Below are 21377 nucleotides of genomic sequence, written 5' to 3' on the forward strand. Positions count from 1 at the left end.
ATCCGTCCTAAAAGATATCTCCCTGACTGTTGAAAGCGGGACAATTCTTGGAATCATCGGAAAAAGTGGCGCTGGGAAAAGCACCTTGCTCCGGTGTCTTAATGGATTGGAAACGCCCGATGATGGTCATATCTTTTTTTGTGTCAATGTTCTGACGCAGATGACTGATGATGCGTTGTGTCAGGTTCGTCAAAAGATCGGGTTTATTTTTCAATCGTTTAATTTGCTCAGCCGGCGGACAGTTTTTGAAAATGTGGCTCTTCCCCTAGAGCTCCTTGGTTTGGATCACCAAAACTCTCGATCGGGTGGGGCTGTACTCCAAGCGCGATTCATACCCAAGTCAGCTTAGTGGGGGGCAACGTCAACGCGTTGCTATTGCGCGCGCATTGGTCACGGAATCGCAGTTGCTTTTGTGTGATGAATTTGCGCGCGCATTGGTCACGGAATCGCAGTTGCTTTTGTGTGATGAATTTACGTCAGCCCTGGATCCCGAAACGACATTGGATATTCTGGCGTTGTTACGGAAACTTAACCGTGATCTTGGTATCACGATTGTTTTTGTGACGCATGACATTGGCGTGATCAAGGAACTTGCGGACGATATCTGTGTTCTGGATCATGGGAAGATTGTTGAAAATGGTCCTGTGACGCAGGTGTTAGCATCGCCACACCATCCGGTGACGCAGTCCTTGTTGGCGGAATTGTTCCATGATAATTTGCCCCAGTTTATCCAGGATCAGCTGCACGAAACCCCGATGCCACAAGACGATATCATCTTGAAATTGATTTTTGGTCCAAAAAGCTCCACTAAGCCGTTGATTTCAATGCTCTCTCAGCAATGGCAAGTGTCGATTAATATCATTGTTGGTAGCCTGAATCACATTCATACTGAAACCTTTGGGCATTTGGTGATATCGATCCCGTTCATGCCGGAGCCCATCGATCAGATGATTTCTTTTTTGAAAAATCACCAGGTCTGCGTTCAAAAAATAGGGTACATCCAATGGGCATGAATCAACTGATTGTGCAAAGCCTTTATGAAACGGTGGCGATGGTCTTTGGGTCAACCGCGATTGGTCTGGCCCTGGGGATATACCTTGGGACAACCCTGTTTAATATGTCGCAACAGGGGTTGAAACCTAATGCAGGGCTGTATGAATCGCTCAGCTTTTTGGTGAATAGCGCGCGATCGATTCCGTATATTATTCTGACGGTTTTATTGATTCCTGTGACGCGTTTTTTGATCGGGACGTCCATTGGAACGGGGGCGGCCATTATCCCCCTTAGCATTGCGGCGGTGTTGCTGATTGCGCGCTGTACCGAAGACGCCCTTCAATCCGTGCCAAAGGGGTTGATTGAGGTTGGGCATTCATTGGGCGCAAAACCACAGGATATTATCTGGAAGATTATCTTTCCAGAGGCATTGCCCCCCATTATTTCGGGCGTTACAACCGTCATGATTAATATCGTTGGATATTCGGCAATGGCCGGTACCGTCGGCGGAGGTGGATTGGGGGATCTTGCTATCCGGTACGGTTATCAGCGCTATGATACGGTTTTGATGGTTCTGATCGTGGTGATTATCTTTGCGTTGGTTCAGGCGATTCAAATGATTGGGCAATGGCTGACTAATAAATGCCGTCATTGATGGGCGTTCATGTCTCGTAATCTGATTCGGTCCCTTGTTATACTCAGCAAGCTGGAGCAACAGGCGATTGACGAACTGCGTGTAAAAATCACAATCCTTCAAAACCAGATTGATGCCATTCAGCACGCTTTGGATGCTCAACAAGAAAAACGACAAGCTGAATTCAAGATCCTGGCAACGGCTTCGCAGCCATCTCGTACTTTTTCCATTTATATTGAAAACGAAGAAAAAAAACGCCAAGACGCTGTGGAATCCCTGCGACGCTTTGAGGGGGAGTATGGTGAATTGCAGGATAAATTACGCGATCATTATGGGACCCTAAAAGGATACGAATCCCTGATTGAAAAGAAGAACCAGGCCCTGGTTCAGGAGGAAAAGAAAGCAGAGCAAACAATTTTAGATGAAATTGCCTTAAATAGAATTAAATAATTAATTTTCAATGTTAACACTATTTTAAGTACTTAATGATCTAATATGAATTAGAAATGAAAGTTAATACTAATTCTATTGGAGTCTGCCATATGATCAATTTTATTAAAATGTTGAGCTTGATGCTGATGTTGCATGAGGCTGTTTGTGCCAGCGACCCTGCTTTGTGCCCGGATAGCGACGATGATGGGGGTGCGATTATTAGCAAATATTTTTCAACGCTTTATATCCCGGCCAACATGCCGGTGGCGGAGCAGACCCCCCTGCCATCGGGTATATCGACCCCGTTATTATCAACGCCGGTCGATCACGCCGATAATAAGATTCAGATTACGCTTGAAAAAATAACTCCGTTTCATGCGGGAAAAGGATTGGCACTTGTCAGCATAGAGGATTTTCTTGCAGCCCTTAAGGGAAAAATAGAGGAGGAAGAAATCCACTTAATTCAAGCAGACCTTAATGATGCATTTGCCCAGCAAGTTCGGGACACATCTTTGTTGGATCGTAAATAAGTCTCGTTAAGCATGCGGACGATTCATAAAAGTTTTCTGAATTTAAACTAAAAATTCATCAATTTTGATTTATCCTTAATGTAGCGTGTGATTTTTTATTCGGTGTTTTTGTGATTTTTCGTTTTTTGGTTCTTGTTTGTTTTTCGGTCTTATCGCTTGGATCCGTTTCTGGTATCTATGCATCCTCGTCAGATCATGAGGCAAGCTCTATCATAGAAAGCAGTTTTGCTGGCTCAAGGCAGGAGAATATAGATGAAATTTTTTTGGGACATCCGTGTAATGTATGCTTTCCTGATTCATTGCGGCGAATACCTGAATTGCGTAATGAGGCAATCGAATGCCTTGTTCGGCTATGCAGCAATCAATTGGACAAGTTATTTCGGGGTGACCTGTCGTCAAAAATAGATATTGATATGTTAATGCGGGAAAGGCTAATGGCTGCCCTAGAGGAGGGTGCTTTTTCCCACAATGACCCATTTTCGTTTACGGCTTATTCTGTTCTGCGCGACTATATGCAAATTGGTTCGAAAACGACTGTGCTTGGTTTTCTGGAGCGTTCCAATGCGAAACATCGCAATACAGTTTCTATGGCATATTCATGGAAAACAAATCCGCTTGGTATAGAGGCCTATAAAAAACCATGGGGTGAATTATGCGCAGAGGATCAGGGGAAAATCCTGCTTTATGCAGATTGTGGATCTATGCTTTTTCAATCTATTTGTATGCGTTCTTTGATTTTGGGTTGTGATCCAAGTGGATTCGAGAAGGAATTATGGCAATGCATGAATAATCAATGGCAGACAGCATTTGATTTTTTTGTCGATTATTATGCACATCGATTGAAAAGTTCACAAACGCAGCAAGGCCAGGACCATCTGCGGGGGCGCATCCTGAACCACATTCATGAAAGCCCGCGGGCTCAGGAATGGATTGCGAAAGAACTTATCAAAGATGTACCCAATCAGTTTCTTTTGGGAATCTTTAAAGATCAATACAACTTGGATTCGAATCTTGGTCCGATAGAGTCAATGATGGCGGTCTCCTCCTCTTGTATGTACCCCGCATTCTGGGGGTGCCTTTCTGAGCTTGTCTCCTTAAAGAAAGGTTTGTGGGCCGAAAAAACAGATGGTAGCAGACTGATTACTTTGGAGGCTTGGCAAAATTATTGTCTTGTCGTGCGAAAAAACAAGGCGTGCGCCGGTGTTATTGGGGATGCATTGGCGGCAGCTGTCAGTAGCAGTGACCCCATTATGAGTATGGGATTCAGTGCAAAAATGCCAATCGAGAGGGCGGCATACCTTGAAAAACTGACGGACACCAGCAAGCTAGCTAATGAAATCATGGTACAGGCCATGATTGGCAATTATTTGGGGTATCCCTATCAGACTATTCGCGATTATTTTGGTATAGGTTCAGAGACCAGCGTCGAACAGGCGCAAAAAATACAGCTAAAAGGTGATTCTATTTTTGATAAGATTTTATCTTGCACATCTTGCTCAACAACAGAGGCAGAAAATTCGGATGATCAAGTTCAGTTCGTTGAGCAGTCAAATCGTGACATCAGGAATCGTCTGCTTTCGTCCTGTTTTACGCTGGGGATTCAAACGGCCAGTCCCTTGGCCAGGAAATTTTGGATGGGTGATCCCAATGCAGAACAAGAGAGTCAGCAAAAAGGAATGTTGGTGACCCTTGTTGATCAGTTGGAGCAAGAGGAAGCGAAAAACAGAACAGAAAATAGAAGCATGGCAAAAGTTTTTCCCGAAACACAAGATCAACATCAGGAGGCTAAGCGCCAATTAAGAGAGCTTTTTACGGTCGCATTTGATATTGCTGAGATTTTTACGATTGAAAATGCCTCCCTGCCACGGGAATGCATGGATCCCGCCACGCTTTTAGCAAGGTAGAATTTTGCAGCCAAACCGAATAAAAGATAGTGATCAACACAACAGATTCCAATGTCCATCCCATCAAACGCTATGACAAAGTTTGTTTTTGGTTTATGATCGTTGCAATATTAGGCAACAGTTATCCAGGGTAAAAGTCGTTGATGTTTTCCACTTCTTCTCGTCACTCAAAAATGATCACTATGAAACGCAATAAATGGGATGAGATTTTCGATCATTATCGCTTACCGGAACCGGTGGCTGTCCAAAAACTGCTGGAAAAAACAATTTTCTCCGAGGAGCAGTTTGAAAAAATCGAACAGCACGCAGTGGATCTTATTCAAAAGGTGCGCCAACAAAAATTAAAAGCATTTAGCATCGAAAGCTTTTTGCAAATGCATCAGCTGAGCAGCCAAGAAGGGCTTGCCATGATGTGCCTGGCGGAGGCACTTTTGCGTATTCCCGATTCAACAACGAAAACACAATTTATCCGGGATAAAATAACATCGGGGGATTGGACCAATCAAAACAATTCCGATGAAGAAGGGTTCATAGCCCGCTTAACGAACCTTGGGTTGTTGGCAACCAGTAAGGTCCTAAGTTGTGGATTTGAGTCACAAGGTATTTTCGCGACGATTGCATCCCTGACACGACGTTTTGGCGAGCCTGTCATTCGACAAATCATGGCACAGGCCGTTAAAATCATGGGCCAGCAATTTGTGACGGCGGAAACCATTGAAAAAGCTATTGCCCGGGCTCCTGCCCTTGAGGATCTTGGGTACCGATATTCCTATGACATGCTGGGCGAGGGGGCCCGCACCAAAAAAGATGCGCAACGATACCTCGAATCTTATTTGCATGCGGCAACTATTATTGGTCACTCTGTTACCGACAAGGCAGTCGATGTTTTTTCGGTGCCCAGTTTATCGGTTAAATTGTCGGCGCTGCATCCCCGTTACGAACTGGCAAAGCACGAAAGAGTCATGGCAGAGCTTTTGCCGAATGTTCTGCAGATTGCCCAAAAATGTAAAGAATTGGGGATTGGATTAACAATCGACGCCGAGGAAACCGAACGGTTGACGCTGTCCCTAAAAATGTTCGACGCCTTGTTTTCGCATCCTGATTTGGCAGGGTGGGATGGATTGGGTTTGGCAGTTCAAGCCTATCAAAAACGGGCGCCTGTTGTGATTGATTGGCTGATCGAATTGGCCGAACGGAATCAAAAGCGCATGGGCATTCGTTTGGTCAAGGGTGCGTATTGGGATTCAGAAATCAAAAAATCCCAAGAACGTGGTTTGTCCGATTATCCTGTTTATACCCAAAAAATCCATACGGATTTATCTTATTTAACCTGTGCCAATAAAATGTTGGATGGGGCTGCATGGATTTATCCACAATTCGCTACGCATAATGCCTATACGGTGGCTGCGATTCAGGAGCTTGCCCGCAGCAAAGATGTGCAGGCCTATGAATTTCAAAAGTTGCACGGTATGGGCGAATCCCTTTATCAGCAAATTACTGACAAAACCACTGAACCAACAGGCTATCCGTCGACCCCCTGTCGTATTTATGCGCCCGTTGGGGAATATCGTGATTTGTTGGCCTATCTGGTTCGGCGTCTGCTTGAAAATGGCGCGAACAGTTCGTTTGTGAATCAAATTCATGATCCAAAATTCCCGATCAGCCGGCTGATTACCAATCCAATTTACGAGGCTGAGGCTTTAAAAGGTGCTTCGCATCCAGCGATTCCGTTGCCAAAGGATATGCTACTTCCCCATCGGGACAATTCAATTGGGTTGGATTTGTGGAACGAAATCAGTATTAAAGACATTGAAAAATCCCTGGCGTCCCTTCCGGCAGAATTGGATCCCGTGCTGCCCACGCCGGAAAATGTGGTACATCAGGCGGTTGATATCGGCTGCCTTCATTATGAAAAATGGAGCCGCACCTCGGTTGAAAATCGTGCCCTTATTATCGAACGGTTTGGGTTGATGCTCCAACAGAACTGCCAACAGCTGATGAATCTTTTGGTCAAGGAAGCTGGAAAAACCGTTCCGGATGCTGTTTCTGAAATCAGAGAGGCGATAGATTTTTGTTATTATTATGCGAATCAAGCGCGGTCTTATCAAACGCGGCCGCATCCTTTGCCCGGGCCAACGGGCGAAGTCAATCAGCTGAGCTATCATAGCCGTGGTGTTTTTGTGTGCATCAGCCCCTGGAATTTCCCCCTGGCAATTTTTGTGGGACAGGTCGTCGCAGCGCTTGTGACCGGAAATTGCGTGATTGCAAAAACGGCTGAACAAACACCACGGGTTGCGCAACTGGCTATCGATTTGGCGTATCAAGCCGGAATCCCTCAGGGTGTGTTGCAGTTTATTAAGGTTCCTGGCGTTCGTCTGTCGGAGGTTATTTTACAAGATCCCCGCATTGCTGGCGTTGCTTTTACGGGATCAACAGATGCTGCGCGTCATATTAACATGACAATCGCCCAAAGGAATGGACCTATCATCCCTCTTATTGCAGAAACGGGTGGCATTAATGTCATGATTGTGGATTCGTCGGCCTTGTCAGAGCAGGTCGTTGTGGATATCATGACATCCGCCTTTCAAAGTGCGGGTCAGCGGTGTTCATCGTTGCGTCTTTTGTTGGTTCAAAATGACATTGCTGATTATGTTCTTGAGATGTTAAAGGGCGCGATGGCTGAACTTGAGCTGGGTGATCCTGTTTTGATGTGCACAGACGTTGGCCCCGTGATCGACGCCAGGGCTAAAGACGATTTATTGCAGTATGTGGCAGAGCTTGAGCAAAACCCAGATCACGCACGCTTATTGTATCGGTGTGAATTGCCAGAATCGTTGGAAAGCGGTAATTTCGTGGCGCCGCAATTGTGGCAACTATCATCGGTCAGGGACCTCACCAAAGAAATTTTTGGTCCCATCCTGCATTTGGTTAGCTACAAGGGGGAATACCTGGACCAAGTTTTGCAAGATATTAATTCGACCGGATATGGGTTGACGTTGGGTCTTCACAGCCGTTTGGAATCCACCATTCAGCAAGTTTATTCCAAGGCGCGCGTTGGAAACATCTATGTTAACCGCAATATGATTGGTGCCGTTGTTGGGGTTCAACCCTTTGGCGGGGAGGGGTTATCCGGAACGGGGCCAAAGGCCGGTGGGCCGAATTATTTGCTTCGGTTCATGGCGGAAAAAACATTCACCCAGGACACAACCGCCGCGGGTGGAAATGCATCATTGTTGGCGGTTTCTTGAGGTATCGCACACAAAAGCTATTTTCACAAATGATCAAGTTTCCTGGAGGGTGAAGCAAGCGTAGCTATCCAGGATTCGTACGATTGGATTATGAAAATGGTATTTTTGTACCCGTCAAGCACCCAAAACCAAACTACAGAATCCCCAGCGCCTTTAACGAAACATGACAATCCTTGCCAATAATAATATGGTCATGCAAAATTACACCCAATGCCTGCGCTGCTGCATTGGTTTGCCGCGTTATGTCGATGTCACTTTGCGATGGTGTCGGATCGCCGCTTGGGTGATTGTGCACCATAATCAGCGCGGATGCCCCAAGGTCCAGCGCACGCTTGATGATTTCCCTGGGGTACGATGGTGTGTGATCAACGGTACCGGTTTGCTGAACCTCTGCCGCAATCAGCTGATTTCGTTTATTCAGAAACAAAAGCCGAAGCTGTTCACGCATGTTGTACGTCATGTGGGCATGGCAATAGTCCAATACCTTTTCCCAGTTAGAGAAAATCGGTTTCTTGATGACTTGTTGTTTTAATTGACGCTGTGCCAATGCTTGATGGACTTTAAACGCATGACTGATTGCGGGGCCAACGCCGTCGATCTCCTGAATCAAGTGCGCATCAGCCTCTATCAGGGCGCCGATAGTCCCAAATCTATCCAACAAAGCTTTTGCAATCGGCTTTGTATCGCCACGGGGAATGATCAGATACAAAAACATTTCCAAAACTTCGTAATCCGCCAATGATTCAGATCCGGTTTTGCCAAACCGTTCCTTTAGGCGCTGTCGGTGGCCATGGTAATGGGGGGATGATGGCATATATTACCGTATCCCCGACGCATCAAGCAGCTTTATCGCTGCTGCCCGTGCTTCGTCAGTCACAACGGCCCCGGCTAACATTCGGGCGATTTCTTCTGTTCGTTCCTGGGCGTTTAAATTTCTGATAATGGTCATGGTATGGGTGTCTTGTTCCTGTTTTGAAACCTGAAAATGATGGCTGGCATGGGCCGCCACCTGGGGGGAATGGGTAACGGCGATTACCTGAACATGCCCGGATAATTTCGCCAGACGGCCCCCAATTGCGGCCGCCACAGATCCCCCAACGCCCGTGTCAATTTCATCAAAAATAATTGCCGACAAGTCGCTTTTTTTGGTTAGTGATTCCGCCAAAACAACCTTTAGGGCCAGCATAATCCGCGCTAACTCTCCACCAGAGGCGGCCTTATTCAGGGGCGCCAGTTTTTGCCCTTTATTGGCTGCAATTTGAAATTCAATTCCATCTAGACCAAATGAAGTCGGGTCTTCCAGCGCCGTTAGATTAATACTGAAACGAGCCTCTGGCAGCTTAAGGTCAGCCAATTCCGGCCCCAGGCGATCCTCCAGAATGGACGCGGCCTGATGACGGTGCTGGGTGATTTTTTCAGCCAAACTTTTATAGGCGATTTGGCATTCTTGATGCCGTTCCTCGCACTGTTTTAATTCTGTGTCACCCTCTAGGCGATTGATGCTGTCCTGGGCTTTCATGTAAAATTCATACAACTCAAACGGCTGCAAAGCATATTTTCTGGCCACCGCACGCAGGGCATAAAGCCTTTCCTCGATACGATTCAGTTCCTCTGCGGTGCTTTGATTGAGGGTGTATAACTTTCGCAGGCTTTCCAGAGTATCGGCCACCTCTAGTCGCGCACGATCCAGCGATTGGCAAATTTCCCCCAGGGCCGCCAGCTGAATTGTATTGGCCCGTTCAAGGTTTTTTTGGATGGTATATAGCGCCGTGCTCAGATCAACGGGTGTATTCAAGTTTTGCAAGGCGGCCTGAATGGCGTCAGCAATCTTGCCGTACTGCCCGATATCCTGCCGCTTTTGAAGAAGGTCTTGTTCCTCATTTTCCTTTGGGGCCAGCTTTCCAAAATCAGTCAGAACCTGCTGATAATGGGAACGTTGTCTGACTGCATCCGCTTGAAGGGTTCGCTGTTCTTCCAGTTCCTTTTTTGTGCGACACAAATCCTGATATGCTTGGAAAATATCCTTTAGGTGCGATTCGAATTCTGCGCAGTGTTTGACAGTAAACTCATCCAAAACTTGTCGATGAAGCCCAGGATTGAGTAAATTATCAAATTGGCCATGAATTTCAACTAGGGAATCGCCGACCTCCCTTAAAAGGGAAATGCTTACGGGTTGATCATTAATGAATGCTCTCCCCCGGCTGCTTTGATGGATGGTGCGCCTCAACACAAGAACGTTATCCTGTGGCAGGATGTCTTTTTCAACAAGAAGAGCCTTCAGGGATTCAGGAAAATCGGATGATGAAAAAGAAAATTCCGCGGTGACTGTCGCTTGCTCTGTCCCTTGGCGAATCAGGGACAAATCCCCCCGCATCCCAAGGGCCAAACTGAGCGAATCAAGAACGATCGATTTGCCAGCCCCCGTTTCCCCCGTTAAGGCGGTAAAACCATCCCCGAAGGATAAATCCAAACTTTCGATCAGGACGACATCTCGGATAGACAGGGAGGCTAGCATCGTTTCCTATTGTGTTTATTGAAGCGTTTGGGGAGCATGCTGTTTGATAAGCTCGTAAGCATCCTTATACCAATCGCTGTTGGGATAATTGTGCCCAAGTATTGCTGCGGTGGATTTTGCCTCACTGGGCAAATTCAACACAAGGTAACATTCAACCAATCGATAAAGCGCTTCTGGTGCATGAGAGGTCGTTTGATAGGTGTCAATCACACCTTTAAATCGGTTGACAGCCGCTAGATATGATGCCCGTTTTTGGTAATAGCGCCCAGTCTCCATTTCCTTGCCAGCCAAATGATCCTTGATAAGTTCGAGCTTGAATTTAGCATCCTTGGCATACGAACTTGTGGGGAATCGGGCAACGATTTCTTCGAACGCCTTTAGCGCTTGCTCGCTTGCCTTTTGATCACGCTCAACAATGGCGATTTGTTCGTAATGACAAAGGCCCAGCATGTAATAGGCATAAGGAACCTCGGCATGACCAGGGTGCAGCTGGATAAATGTATTAAACCCTTCAATTGCTTCGTCATATTTTTTTGCTTCGTAATAGCAATAGGCCGACATAATCTGGGCCTTTAAAGACCAATTGGAATAGGGGTGTTGGCGCTCAACCTCGGCAAATGCTTTGGCAGCTTTGGTATAGTTTTCGCCATCCAATTGAGTTTGTGCCGATGTATATAGGTCTTCAACACTACGGTCCGCATAGGTATCATCCTTGTCAGAGCATCCACTAACCATTAACGCAAAAACTAAAAAGAAAACCAACTTCGGAGAAACCCGTCGTGGGGCCACTTTAAACCAAGCAATCATCATCAAAATCCGTCCAAAAGACTCATTATTTTATATCTACTGTAGCATTTCTAACATACATAGGCGTGTAGAGCCAGTATTGTTTAAAGTTGATAAACATGCTGATATTTCAAGGCAGCCTCTTCCCAGCTGTAATCTGCCATCATCCCATTTTTCTGAATGGCATTCCATTTCTTTGGGCTGTCCTGCCACAAGTGAAATGCGCTCCATACAACATCAACAAAATAATGATCGTCCCAAAGATAAAATCCATTACCAAGTCCGATGTCTTCTTGTGGTGAGTCGGACAAAAAGGAACATGGCACAATCGTATCCTTAAGGCCACCAACGGGTCGAACCAAAGGAACCGCCCCATACTTCATGGCATAAAGTTGGGTTAGTCCACAGGGTTCCGAATAAGATGGCATCAAAAATAAAACAGCACTACTGAACAGACGTCTTGCCAATCTCTCGTTTAGGCCACGATAGATTTTCACAGTATCCGGAAGTTCCGTTGGAATAAAAATACTAGAATCCGCCGATGCATCATTCAGCAATAATATGCCTTGCCCAGGAAGGCGCGACAAAGAATTTAAAATAAGCCTGATGCCCTTTTCGTGTGATACACGACTAACAACACACCATAAAAACGCATCCTCATCACAAGGTAAGCCAAGTTCCTTTTGAAGACTGACCTTGTTTTTCTTACGATTTTTTATTGTTTCTGCCGTATAGGTATGTTCGATCTGTGGATCTGTTTCGGGGCTCCAAAGACTAGAATCCACCCCATTCAGAATACCAAAAAGAGATTCTTTTTTGGTTTCCAAAAGCCCCTCCATACCAAAACCATTTTTTTGAATTTCCTGGGCATAGGTCGGGCTGACGGTTGTAATTGCATCGGCGAAATAAATACCCCCCTTTAAAAAGGAGAGATTTCCATAATATTCCAACCCATTCATCGACCAAAAATGATCCGGCAACCCAAGGCTTTTGAAAGAATCTGCTGGATAAAGGCCTTGATAAATAAGATTGTGAATTGTTAGAACAGAACGTGGCTTACAGGGATCGTCAATCGCCGCCAGATAGGCGGCAGCAAGGGCAGTTTGCCAATCATGACAGTGGACAACATCAGGTGTCCATGATGGATCAATTTTATACAAATGCGCCGCAACCCAACATAAAGTCGCGATCGTTTCCTGGGACATTTCGTATGGATTATCGGGCAAACACCGCCCATCTTTCCAATCAAAAAGATAGGTCGTATAGTCGCCTAGTTTCGCTTTTTCCAGTGATAACCAGGGCAGATCATGCTGCACTTCTGTGACATCCTGCGCGATTTCCCTTAGTTTCGGATATGCAGGAATTAAAAGACGCGTCTCTATGCCGATTTTTGGAAGATATTCCAACAGGGATGGAATAACATCCGCCAACCCCCCAACTTTAACAAAGGGGGCAAATTCACAAGCAACCTGAATAACTTTCATCTGAATAACCTTTATAAGGGGCTTTTATAAAAATTTAAGTATGTTCTTTTTTGTAACGATCGTTATTCCGTTATCTGTATAGTGAAAGTTTTTCTTATCATTAATGGGATCAAGGCCGATCGTCATGTTGTTGGGGATTTTAACATTTTTTTCCACAATGACACGATGTAAATTACAATTCTCGCCAACATGGGCCCCTGGCAAGATGAGAGATTCCCGAATATTTGTTTTGCTTCCAATCTCGCTGTGGCTAAAAAGAACCGAATGCTCCATCGAACTTTTATGTCCGACCGTGCACCCATCGCCCAGCACCGTGTTATGCAGCGCCCCAGAAATTCGGGTGATATTGTGCCCCTTGCTAACGGTTGTCATGATTGGCCAATGGTGTTTTTCTAGTTGGATTTTTCCAGATGTTAAATCCATGTTGGCCCTCCAGTAATCATCTGGCGTGGCTATGTCATACCAAAAACTTTTTTCAACAGAATCAAAATCGTACGTATACCCCTTTCCAATTGCCAAAGAGGCCGGAATAATATCATGACCAAAATCATCCCCATAGGACGGATCTGCTTCTAAAATAGAATATAAAAAAGAGGCCGTATAAATATAGATCCCCATGCTGGCATAACAATGATCTGGATTGTGCGGGATCGTTGGCGGATTAGATGGCTTTTCAATAAAAGCATTAATCTGATAATCGTCATCGACCCCTATGATGCCAAATCCCCGTGACATTTCTAACGGTACAGATTTCGCAAGGATTGTCAGGTCCGCCCCTTTTTGTATGTGATAATCTATGCTTTCGCGAAAATCTACGGTGTAGACATGATCGGCCGCCGCAATGACGATATATTCTGGGTTATAGCCCTTGATCGTATCAAGATTTTGCCTGACCGAATCCGCGGTACCTTTGTACCAATCCTGCTGATCATTTTTTTGTTGAGCGGGCAATAAATCAATCGTTGCCTTTTTCATCGGGGATGAAAGCGGGCTGTTGATATGTTTCAATAAGCTGGTTGAATTGTATTGTGTGATCAGCCCAATGTGATCAATATCGGAATGATAAAAATTCGACAAAACGAAATCAACAAGTCGATAGCATCCCCCAAAATGCAAGGCTGCCTTTGCTCTTTTCTCTGTCAACGGAAGCAAGCGATTTCCGGCGCCCCCTGCCATAATAATTCCCATGACGGACGGTTTCTTTTTTGAAATTATTCTGTTACGCATATTCTGGGCTTCCCTCGTAAATCAAAAAAAGTGTAGATAAGGGTGGAATATCAATTTTGAGAGATCCATCAACCATTTCGATCTGCTGCATTGAAAACAATCCCGTCCCCCCATATATCGCATCATCTGTGTTGAGAATAATTTTATAGCAACCAGGTAAAGAAACCGTTAACAAATAAGAATATCTTGGGACTGGTGTCAAATTACAGATGACCAGCACGCTCTGTTTTTTTGTCAGATCACATGTGGCGGAATGTCGATAAAAACTGATCACGCTGTTTTGGCGATCGTGATAATCGACCCATTCAAACCCACTGGATTCATGATCCATCTCAAACAAAGCCCTTTGTGTCTGATAAAGACTATTCAGATCCTGCACCAACTTTTGCGTGCCTCGATGAAAGACATGATGAAACATTTCCTCCTGCAACAAGTGCCAATCTAAACTTTCCTGGTGATTCCATTCTTTCCATTGGGCAAGTTCTGACCCCATGAATAATAATTTCTTACCAGGGTGCCCATACATAAATCCGTACAAAGCCCGCAGATTAGCAAACTTTTGCCAAGCATCCCCTGGCATTTTGCTTAAAAGGGACTGCTTTCCATGAACAACCTCATCATGGCTTAATGATAGAATGAAATTTTCTGAATACGCATAAATCATTCCAAATGTCAGATGGTGATGTTCATAGTGCCGATAAATGGGATCTTTTTCGAAATAGCGTAAAACATCATTCATCCACCCCATGTTCCATTTGAACCCAAACCCAAGGCCGCCAGCATACGTTGGTCTGGATACATTGTGAAAAGCCGTCGATTCCTCCGCAATCATCAGGATGCCCGGATACCGTTCATACATCAGTGTATTCAAACGCTTTAGAAAATCAACGGCTCCAAAATTAATGTTTCCGCCATACATGTTAGGAAGCCATTCGCCATCCTTTCGACTGTAATCCAGATAAATCATGGAACTGACTGCATCAACCCGAAGGCCATCAATATGGAATTCACGAAACCAGAAATCGGCATTGCTGATTAAAAAGTCAGCGACCTCGTGACGCTCCACATTATAAATAAGCGTTTCCCAATCTGAATGCCAACCCATGCGCCAGTCTTCATGTTCATATAAATAACTGCCATCAAACTGCTTGAGGCCATATTCATCGATTGGAAAATGGGCGATTACCCAATCTAAAATAACACCAATCCCATTTTGGTGGCATTGATCGATGAAATAAGCAAAATCTGCAGGGGATCCAAAACGTGATGTTGGTGCATAAAGTCCCAAGGGTTGATATCCCCATGATCCATCATAGGGATACTCCGCAATGGGCAACAGTTCGATATGGGTAAAGCCCATTTCCTTGACATAGGGAATCAGCGTACTGGTTAGCTCTCGATACGTTAAAAATCGATTGCCTTCTTCTTGAACGCGCCGCCATGATCCAAGATGGCATTCATAAATGGACATCGGCTTATGATAGGGATTGCTGACTTCTCTTTCCTTGATCCATTTTTGATCGCCCCATTGATACGCGCTCGATTCCTTGACAAGCGAAGCGGTCCTTGGGGGATGTTCGCTTTGAAAAGCAACCGGGTCAGCCTTGACATGTGTTCCGCCAAAGGAATCGGTTATGTGAAACTTGTACCAATCTCCGCTTTTGGCCTGGGGTAAAAATAGCTCCCAAACGCCGGATTGATGCCTTAGTCGCATTGGATGGCAAAGGTGATTTCCCATATTAAAGGATCCGATGACGCTGACCCTTTTCGCATTTGGGGCCCACACAGAAAAAAGAACCCCCCTTACAGACCCAACAACAATTTCATGGGCCCCCAGAATTTTGTCCAAACGCGTGTGATTTCCTTGGGAAAAAAGCGCCAAATCCTCCTCTGGTAACAAACTACCAAATTGATAAGGATCATAGAATCGATTCACGCAATCTGCATAGTGAACTTCTAGTTCATAAAGACCCGGGTCCTTTTGTACTTCGGCAACAAATCCACCTTTTTCGCCAACCTTACAAAAAGGAATAGAACCATTTTTTGTGATAAGATTGACCTGTAAAGCATGGGGCAAAAAAGCCCTTACTTCGGTGGAATTTTTTGCTATGGAATGACTTCCAAGAAAAGAAAATGGATCCAAAAATTGACCATCTGAAATAGCGTCGAAAATATCTATAAAAACAGTCATTCTATGTAATCCCATAATAAAAAAATTGAACAGAGAAAAACATTTTATGTTCGATAATCAATTTTGTACCCGGACCAACCGACTGGGTTTTTTGCTTAAAAATCGCATTTTTCTTATCCCTTGTAACTAGTATCCATTACAATTTTTGTTAAATCAATCCCTGTATTTTCCTAATTTTTTTATACTACATTGGAAATGGGAATGTTTTTATGAAAGATGGAAAAAGAACGCGATTCCACAGAAATAGGCTTACCCGACAAACAATCAATCGAACAATCGGGATTTATCGAGGTGTCTAAAATTTTTTCCCAGCCAGTAGAATTTTCCAAGGCAACAGACGAACAACGCGGAAAAATGACATCTTGGTTCCTAAAAGAACCATTGATTATAAAGAAAAATAGATCGGTCCCCTTGTTGGAATTTTTGACCCCGCAAGCCAACATAAAGCACAACAGTCCTTCTTGCTCGCCCCAATCATCGTGGGTTTTTTCAATTCCATTTTTTGTGTACCAAGAAATATCTTTTAGCTTGCTTTCTTTGTTGATGATGGCGCCCTGAAGGAATGAATCTGTGCGATATATTTGTTCTCTGATTTTATGAAGCTGGGTAATCAGGGGGAGGCACCATTCCGTATCCCCGCTATCCCAATTGACCCAGCCTATTTTATTATCCTGGCAGTAGGTATTATTGTTTCCGCCTTGGCTATTATGAAGCTCATCGCCCGACAAAATCATCGGCACACCACGAGATAGCAATAATGTTGCCAAAATATTTTTCTTTGTTTTGATGCGCTCCGCCAAAATGCGGGGATTATCCGTTTTTCCCTCAAAGCCATGATTAAAGCTAAAATTACTATCAGATCCATCGCCGTTATTCTCGAGATTTTCCCTATTATATTTGAACGTATAGGAAACAAGATCTTCAAGGGTAAATCCATCATGGGCAGTGACAAAATTAATACTTGCCGATGGTTTTCTTTTGTCTTTGTCAAAAATGGGCGCAGATCCAAGTATAACTGTCGCTAAGTCGTTCGTTAAACTTTCTTCGCCCCTCCAAAAACGACGGACTGTATCCCTGAAATAGTCATTCCACTCGGACCAACCTTGCGGAAATTTACCAAGTTTGTAACCATCGTGCCCCGTATCCCATGGTTCCGCGATCAACTTTGCTTGCTGTAAAGCGGGGTCTTGCATGATGCAATAATAAAGGTGTCCAACCGATTCGTAACCGTTGTGTGATCGAAACAATTCAACGCCCAAATCAAAACGAAATCCATCCACACCGACATGTAGAAACCAATATCGCAAAGAATCCATGACCAATTGAAGAACACAGGGGTTGGTCAGGTTTAATGAATTTCCACATCCCGTATAGTCAACATAATCAGCCTTGGAATCGCTTAAATGATAGTAAGAAAGATTATCGATTCCACGGTAACATAGCATCGGTCCCTGTTGATTTCCTTCGCCTGTATGATTAAAAACAACATCCAAAATGATCTCGAAACCCTCTTGATGGAGTTTCTGGATAATTTTTTTCATTTCACCCAGGTCATTGTTGACTAAATAATCCGAATGCGGCGCAAAGAAATTGATGGGATTGTATCCCCAGTAATTACTTAACCCCTTGTCAGTCAAATGTTTATCATGGGAAAACGACTGGATGGGCAAAAGTTCCAGCGTTGTAACGCCAAGCGCCTTGAAATGGTTAATCATTTCGTCAGAAACCAAAGCATTGAATTTACCTCTCCACGATACGGGGATACCTGGATGAGTCTGTGTTATTCCCTTTACATGAATTTCATAAATCACCGTTTTCGACCAAGGGACATTCACACACGCCGAATCCTCGTCGGAATTTTTTTCATCAACGACAATGCATTTTGGTGTAAACGGGGCACTGTCAAGCGACCATGAATCTGTATTGCAAAAATGGGATTCATGGACATAAATTGGACCCGATAAAAGACGGGCATAGGGATCAATCAATAATTTATTGGGATTAAACCACAGTCCCTTTTCTGGCAAAAAAGAACCGTGAACCCGGTATCCATATAATGTCCCTGGTCCGATGGCATCGATATAAACATGCCAGATATTATCTTCATTATTTTTTAGTGAGATTCTTTTTGTTTCAGACAGACCATCTTCTGAAAACAAACAAACTTCTATGTGTTCTGCATTGGCTGAAAAAATAGAAAAATGGGTCCCATAGCCATCAAAGTGGGAACCAAGAGATATGTTTTTATCGGCTAACATTTATGGCCAACCTTAATGGGAGATTCCTTGCAATCTATAACAACAGGAAAGCTGATTTTGCTTTTGCTGGCCTTTGTTTTGATGGCACCTCTGACAACAATGGACAAAGATTGCCTGTTTTGACTGTAGTTTGCCACCTGAACATCGACAGATGTTATTCTGGGCTCAAAGGTTCGTATAGTTTTCTCGCAGATCTTTGCAATTTTTTTTCTTTTATGACTATTTGCCGCATCAAGGGATGAAAAATCAATCAAACCAAAAAGGGACGGCAATCCGAAACTTAAGATGCCATCCTCCTTTGTCGTATAAGTTTTGCGTTTTTCCACAAAGCGTGTATTGAGTATTTTTGAGACCTCAGCCATGACGGACTGAACGACAGCCTCTCCTTCTAAAAAGAAGCTGTTCGTATTTTCCCATTCCTGCCCTGGGTCCTCGTCAACAAGTCGATCAAATAAGGGTGATTTAATCCCATATCTGTTTTTCGGTTGACTTTGGACCTGTTGAATAACGCTCATCTTTATCCCTTACTGGGCGGTCATTTCCGCATAATTCATTTCACTGACAATCTGGCCCTTATTATTACCATCAACGTCATAGACAAAAATTGTATTGGTTTTGACGGTAATCCTAAGATACAAAACAAGGGCACCAAGTTCTTGTTGATGTAGCTGAACAAAACATTTTTTAAAGTCAATCACCTGTAACTTTACTTTCATGCTTTGTATGTTTCCAAGCCTGACAATCTGAACAAGATCCAGGGGGATTCCCTTGTACATATTTGTCTCCAGGGTCGCGCCATAGCCCCCATTTGGGACCTTTAGAATCAGGTCTGAATGTTTAATCGTTGCAGAGCCCGGAGAAATATCCCCAAAAGACTGTCGACTCGATGCGCCAAACCATCCCAATAATTCACAATGATCGGTATAATCAACAACACTAGAACTCATCAAGCCATCAATTTTAACCATCCATTCTGGCGATTTGATGCTTGTATCATTTGTCGTGGGCGCAATGGTTGGAAGCTTAAATCCTTTGTTTCCAGCCAGTTCCGTATATGTAGTTTGTGATAGCATTTTCTTCCTCCTTTATTAGTTCTACTTCGCTGGCGGTGGTAATGTGGCCACTAAACGAATCGATGCGGTAAGCTCTTCCATTTGAAAATGTGGACGCAGATAAACAACAGCCCGATAGGTTCCCGGTTTTCCCGGAACTTCGAACACATCGATGCGGGCTTCCCGTAACGGATAACGCGCTTTAACGCTTTGCGGGGCATCATCATTCAGCAAAATATAATTGGCAATCCAGCTGTTTAAATGATGTTCGATATTATCTTTTGTCAGAAAGCTTCCGATCTTATCGCGCATAATCACCTTGATGTAATGGGCAAACCGCGAGGCCGCCAATACATAGGGTAAGCGTGCGGATAATGACGAATTCGCATTGGCATCATCCAGGCTATACACCTTTGGTTTTTGTGCTGTTTGCCCACCAAAGAACGCCGCATAATCGGTTCCCTTGCAATGACAAAGAGAAATAAACCCAAGGTCACTCAGTTCTTTTTCGCGACGATCCGTGATGGCCGTTTCTGTTGGACACTTAAGGGCAACATCCCCATCGGTTGTTTTGAAAGTGTAGGCCGGCAATCCTTGAACGATACCGCCGCCCTCAACACCACGAATTGCAGCAGTCCAACCAAACTGTGAAAACGCATTTGTAATACGCTGTGCCAGAACATAGGATGCATTCCCCCAACAGAAATGTGTGCTATCGGATCCAACCACATCTTCCTCAAAGCTCAATCCTTCTGCTGGCAACGTATTTGCCCCATAAGGAAGGCGCATCAAAACATGTGGCAAGACTAAAGCTACATACCGTGAATCTTCGCTTTCCCTGAACGCATTCCATTTTACCAATTCTAGGCTCTCAAAAACTTTTGAAAGATCACGGGGAACGCCAAGATGTTCAAACGTATCTAGATCGAACAATTTGGCATCGGATCCAGCAATAAAGGGCGCATGGGCGGCGGCGGCCACATTTGATAATTTCTCTAAAAGCTCTAAATCCTGGGGATGGCGACCAAATTCATAGTCCCCAACCAAGCAGGAATAAGGATGACCACCAAAGGTTCCGTATTCTTCTTCGTAAATTTTCTTAAAAAGCTGACTTTGATCAAACTCAACAGCTTTTTCTAGGTCTTGAAGAAGCTCTTGCTTGGTGATGTTCAGCAAGCGTAATTTCAAATGCGTGCTTGTTTCAGTGTTCATGACCAAATAGTGCAGACCACGCCACGCAGCCTCTAGTTTTTGAAAGGCTGGATCATGCATCAGTTCATTGAGCTGAGCGCCGATAAGTTCATCGATTTGTTGGATTCGTTGATTGAGGAAGGCCACCACATCATTGCTGACTGTGTTCCCTTGTTCCAAAAGTTGGTTAACAAATTCCTGCACAAGATCCTGCGCAAAAGATTTTTGACTATCGTCGCGTGCGAGTTTGCCTTGCACCATAATGGTATCAAGGTTAAATACTGGCTCAGCTTTGGTTGCGGTTGCATCTGCCATAATGGGGTCTCCCTTTTAATTTATTTTTTGTTAAACAGATGGCTGATCGGCGACTTCTGGAGTTGCAGCAGGCTTAGTTGCCAAACCCTCTAGCTCTTTTTGAAGCGCTTCTCTTTTTTCGGTATTGGTAATGACTTCCTGCAATAAGCCATCCAAAGTATCGTTTCCATCAAGCTTGGTCAGTAAATCCTTGAGTAAAGACCGCGCTTCGTATAGTTTTGCAAGAGCAGGGATTTGTTTAACGACATTAATCGGGGTAAAGTCATCCATTTCTTGAAAATAAAGTTCGGCACTAAGCTGATTCCCATCGTTGGTGAGCTTGTTCGGAACCCGCAATGCTAGCCGTGGCTTGATCGCAGACATAATTCCATTAAAATTATCCCGATCAATTTCAACAAATTTGCGGTCCTTCACCTTGGGGAGTGCGTCTTTCGGCATTCCAGACAGAGAAGACATAATGCCAACAACGAACGGCAATTCCTTCATTTCGACGGCATTGCCCGTTTCTACATCATAGGTGATCTGAACACGAGGAGGACGAACCCGATCGAGTTTATGTTGTGTGCTTTCAGCCATAATACGTATTCCTTTCAATATACCCCCAAGGGAGGCCTTGC

Annotated in this window: 18 protein-coding genes; 7 read left to right on the forward strand and 11 right to left on the reverse strand. The window is 44.4% G+C overall.

The features are described 5' to 3' along the window. From NTX76_04160 to putA, 7 genes are all read left to right on the forward strand, one after another. Nucleotides 1-349 (forward strand): ATP-binding cassette domain-containing protein (locus NTX76_04160; protein MCX7338455.1); only part of this gene is annotated, 349 nt, incomplete at its 5' end. Further along, on the forward strand, nucleotides 276-1013 hold the full coding sequence (locus NTX76_04165; GenBank protein ID MCX7338456.1) for an ATP-binding cassette domain-containing protein: 738 nt from the start codon (nucleotides 276-278) through the stop codon (nucleotides 1011-1013). The genes NTX76_04160 and NTX76_04165, both read left to right, overlap by 74 nt. Next, the gene (locus tag NTX76_04170) at nucleotides 1004-1648 is read left to right on the forward strand and encodes an ABC transporter permease (protein ID MCX7338457.1); all 645 of its coding nucleotides are present in this window, start codon (nucleotides 1004-1006) and stop codon (nucleotides 1646-1648) included. Before NTX76_04165 ends, NTX76_04170 begins: the two co-directional genes overlap by 10 nt. Nucleotides 1649-1657: 9 nt before the next feature. Continuing rightward, the gene (locus NTX76_04175; protein MCX7338458.1) at nucleotides 1658-2077 is read left to right on the forward strand and encodes a flagellar FliJ family protein; all 420 of its coding nucleotides are present in this window, start codon (nucleotides 1658-1660) and stop codon (nucleotides 2075-2077) included. 92 nt (nucleotides 2078-2169) lie between these two features. Next, nucleotides 2170-2589 carry a hypothetical protein gene (locus NTX76_04180; GenBank protein ID MCX7338459.1) on the forward strand — a complete coding sequence of 140 codons (420 nt, stop codon included), beginning with the start codon at nucleotides 2170-2172 and terminating at the stop codon, nucleotides 2587-2589. A 110-nt stretch (nucleotides 2590-2699) separates the two neighbouring features. Then, nucleotides 2700-4493 (forward strand): hypothetical protein, encoded by a 1794-nt coding sequence (locus NTX76_04185; protein ID MCX7338460.1) that lies wholly within the window; start codon nucleotides 2700-2702, stop codon nucleotides 4491-4493. A gap of 182 nt (nucleotides 4494-4675) precedes the next feature. Further along, nucleotides 4676-7741, forward strand: a complete 3066-nt coding sequence (gene putA / locus NTX76_04190) for a bifunctional proline dehydrogenase/L-glutamate gamma-semialdehyde dehydrogenase PutA (GenBank protein ID MCX7338461.1) — start codon at nucleotides 4676-4678, stop codon at nucleotides 7739-7741. A 133-nt stretch (nucleotides 7742-7874) separates the two neighbouring features. On the opposite strand, the gene radC is transcribed toward putA, so the two are convergent. The 11 genes from radC to tssB form a co-directional block, all read right to left on the reverse strand. Then, nucleotides 7875-8555 carry a DNA repair protein RadC gene (gene radC / locus NTX76_04195; protein MCX7338462.1) on the reverse strand — a complete coding sequence of 227 codons (681 nt, stop codon included), beginning with the start codon at nucleotides 8553-8555 and terminating at the stop codon, nucleotides 7875-7877. 3 nt (nucleotides 8556-8558) lie between these two features. Beyond that, entirely contained in the window at nucleotides 8559-10256 is a 1698-nt protein-coding gene (recN, locus tag NTX76_04200; protein ID MCX7338463.1) for a DNA repair protein RecN, read from the reverse strand. A gap of 15 nt (nucleotides 10257-10271) precedes the next feature. Further along, entirely contained in the window at nucleotides 10272-11066 is a 795-nt protein-coding gene (locus NTX76_04205; protein ID MCX7338464.1) for an outer membrane protein assembly factor BamD, read from the reverse strand. Between the two features lie 80 nt (nucleotides 11067-11146). Next, nucleotides 11147-12526, reverse strand: coding sequence for a glycogen/starch synthase (locus NTX76_04210; GenBank protein MCX7338465.1), 1380 nt, complete (start codon nucleotides 12524-12526; stop codon nucleotides 11147-11149). A gap of 24 nt (nucleotides 12527-12550) precedes the next feature. Then, nucleotides 12551-13753: a sugar phosphate nucleotidyltransferase gene (locus tag NTX76_04215; protein ID MCX7338466.1), complete on the reverse strand. Its 1203-nt coding sequence runs from the start codon at nucleotides 13751-13753 to the stop codon at nucleotides 12551-12553. Beyond that, a complete protein-coding gene (glgB, locus tag NTX76_04220; protein ID MCX7338467.1) occupies nucleotides 13746-15944 on the reverse strand; it encodes a 1,4-alpha-glucan branching protein GlgB in 2199 nt (732 codons plus the stop codon). Before glgB ends, NTX76_04215 begins: the two co-directional genes overlap by 8 nt. Before the next feature lie 179 nt (nucleotides 15945-16123). After that, nucleotides 16124-18202: a glycogen debranching protein GlgX gene (gene glgX / locus NTX76_04225; protein ID MCX7338468.1), complete on the reverse strand. Its 2079-nt coding sequence runs from the start codon at nucleotides 18200-18202 to the stop codon at nucleotides 16124-16126. Further along, nucleotides 18196-18717, reverse strand: coding sequence for a type VI secretion system baseplate subunit TssE (tssE, locus tag NTX76_04230; GenBank protein ID MCX7338469.1), 522 nt, complete (start codon nucleotides 18715-18717; stop codon nucleotides 18196-18198). The genes glgX and tssE overlap by 7 nt, the downstream gene beginning before the upstream one ends. 9 nt (nucleotides 18718-18726) lie before the next feature. Further along, the gene (locus NTX76_04235) at nucleotides 18727-19275 is read right to left on the reverse strand and encodes a hypothetical protein (protein ID MCX7338470.1); all 549 of its coding nucleotides are present in this window, start codon (nucleotides 19273-19275) and stop codon (nucleotides 18727-18729) included. Nucleotides 19276-19296: 21 nt separating this feature from the next. Continuing rightward, nucleotides 19297-20760: a type VI secretion system contractile sheath large subunit gene (gene tssC / locus NTX76_04240; protein MCX7338471.1), complete on the reverse strand. Its 1464-nt coding sequence runs from the start codon at nucleotides 20758-20760 to the stop codon at nucleotides 19297-19299. Nucleotides 20761-20790: 30 nt separating this feature from the next. Continuing rightward, nucleotides 20791-21336 (reverse strand): type VI secretion system contractile sheath small subunit, encoded by a 546-nt coding sequence (gene tssB, locus NTX76_04245; protein MCX7338472.1) that lies wholly within the window; start codon nucleotides 21334-21336, stop codon nucleotides 20791-20793. Nucleotides 21337-21377: the final 41 nt, after the last annotated feature.

The organism is Alphaproteobacteria bacterium (assembly GCA_026400645.1).
GTDB lineage: Bacteria > Pseudomonadota > Alphaproteobacteria > Paracaedibacterales > CAIULA01 > JAPLOP01.

Excerpts from the sequence above, each read along its gene's own strand:
- tssB (MCX7338472.1), bottom strand. The coding sequence starts at position 21,336 with ATGGCTGAAAGCACACAACATAAACTCGATCGGGTTCGTCCTCCTCGT.
- NTX76_04210 (MCX7338465.1), bottom strand. The coding sequence starts at position 12,526 with ATGAAAGTTATTCAGGTTGCTTGTGAATTTGCCCCCTTTGTTAAAGTT.
- NTX76_04215 (MCX7338466.1), bottom strand. The coding sequence starts at position 13,753 with ATGCGTAACAGAATAATTTCAAAAAAGAAACCGTCCGTCATGGGAATT.
- NTX76_04175 (MCX7338458.1), top strand. The coding sequence starts at position 1,658 with ATGTCTCGTAATCTGATTCGGTCCCTTGTTATACTCAGCAAGCTGGAG.
- radC (MCX7338462.1), bottom strand. The coding sequence starts at position 8,555 with ATGCCATCATCCCCCCATTACCATGGCCACCGACAGCGCCTAAAGGAA.
- NTX76_04235 (MCX7338470.1), bottom strand. The coding sequence starts at position 19,275 with ATGCTATCACAAACTACATATACGGAACTGGCTGGAAACAAAGGATTT.
- tssC (MCX7338471.1), bottom strand. The coding sequence starts at position 20,760 with ATGGCAGATGCAACCGCAACCAAAGCTGAGCCAGTATTTAACCTTGAT.
- glgX (MCX7338468.1), bottom strand. The coding sequence starts at position 18,202 with ATGTTAGCCGATAAAAACATATCTCTTGGTTCCCACTTTGATGGCTAT.
- glgB (MCX7338467.1), bottom strand. The coding sequence starts at position 15,944 with ATGACTGTTTTTATAGATATTTTCGACGCTATTTCAGATGGTCAATTT.
- tssE (MCX7338469.1), bottom strand. The coding sequence starts at position 18,717 with ATGAGCGTTATTCAACAGGTCCAAAGTCAACCGAAAAACAGATATGGG.
- NTX76_04180 (MCX7338459.1), top strand. The coding sequence starts at position 2,170 with ATGATCAATTTTATTAAAATGTTGAGCTTGATGCTGATGTTGCATGAG.
- putA (MCX7338461.1), top strand. The coding sequence starts at position 4,676 with ATGAAACGCAATAAATGGGATGAGATTTTCGATCATTATCGCTTACCG.
- NTX76_04205 (MCX7338464.1), bottom strand. The coding sequence starts at position 11,066 with ATGATGATTGCTTGGTTTAAAGTGGCCCCACGACGGGTTTCTCCGAAG.
- NTX76_04170 (MCX7338457.1), top strand. The coding sequence starts at position 1,004 with ATGGGCATGAATCAACTGATTGTGCAAAGCCTTTATGAAACGGTGGCG.
- recN (MCX7338463.1), bottom strand. The coding sequence starts at position 10,256 with ATGCTAGCCTCCCTGTCTATCCGAGATGTCGTCCTGATCGAAAGTTTG.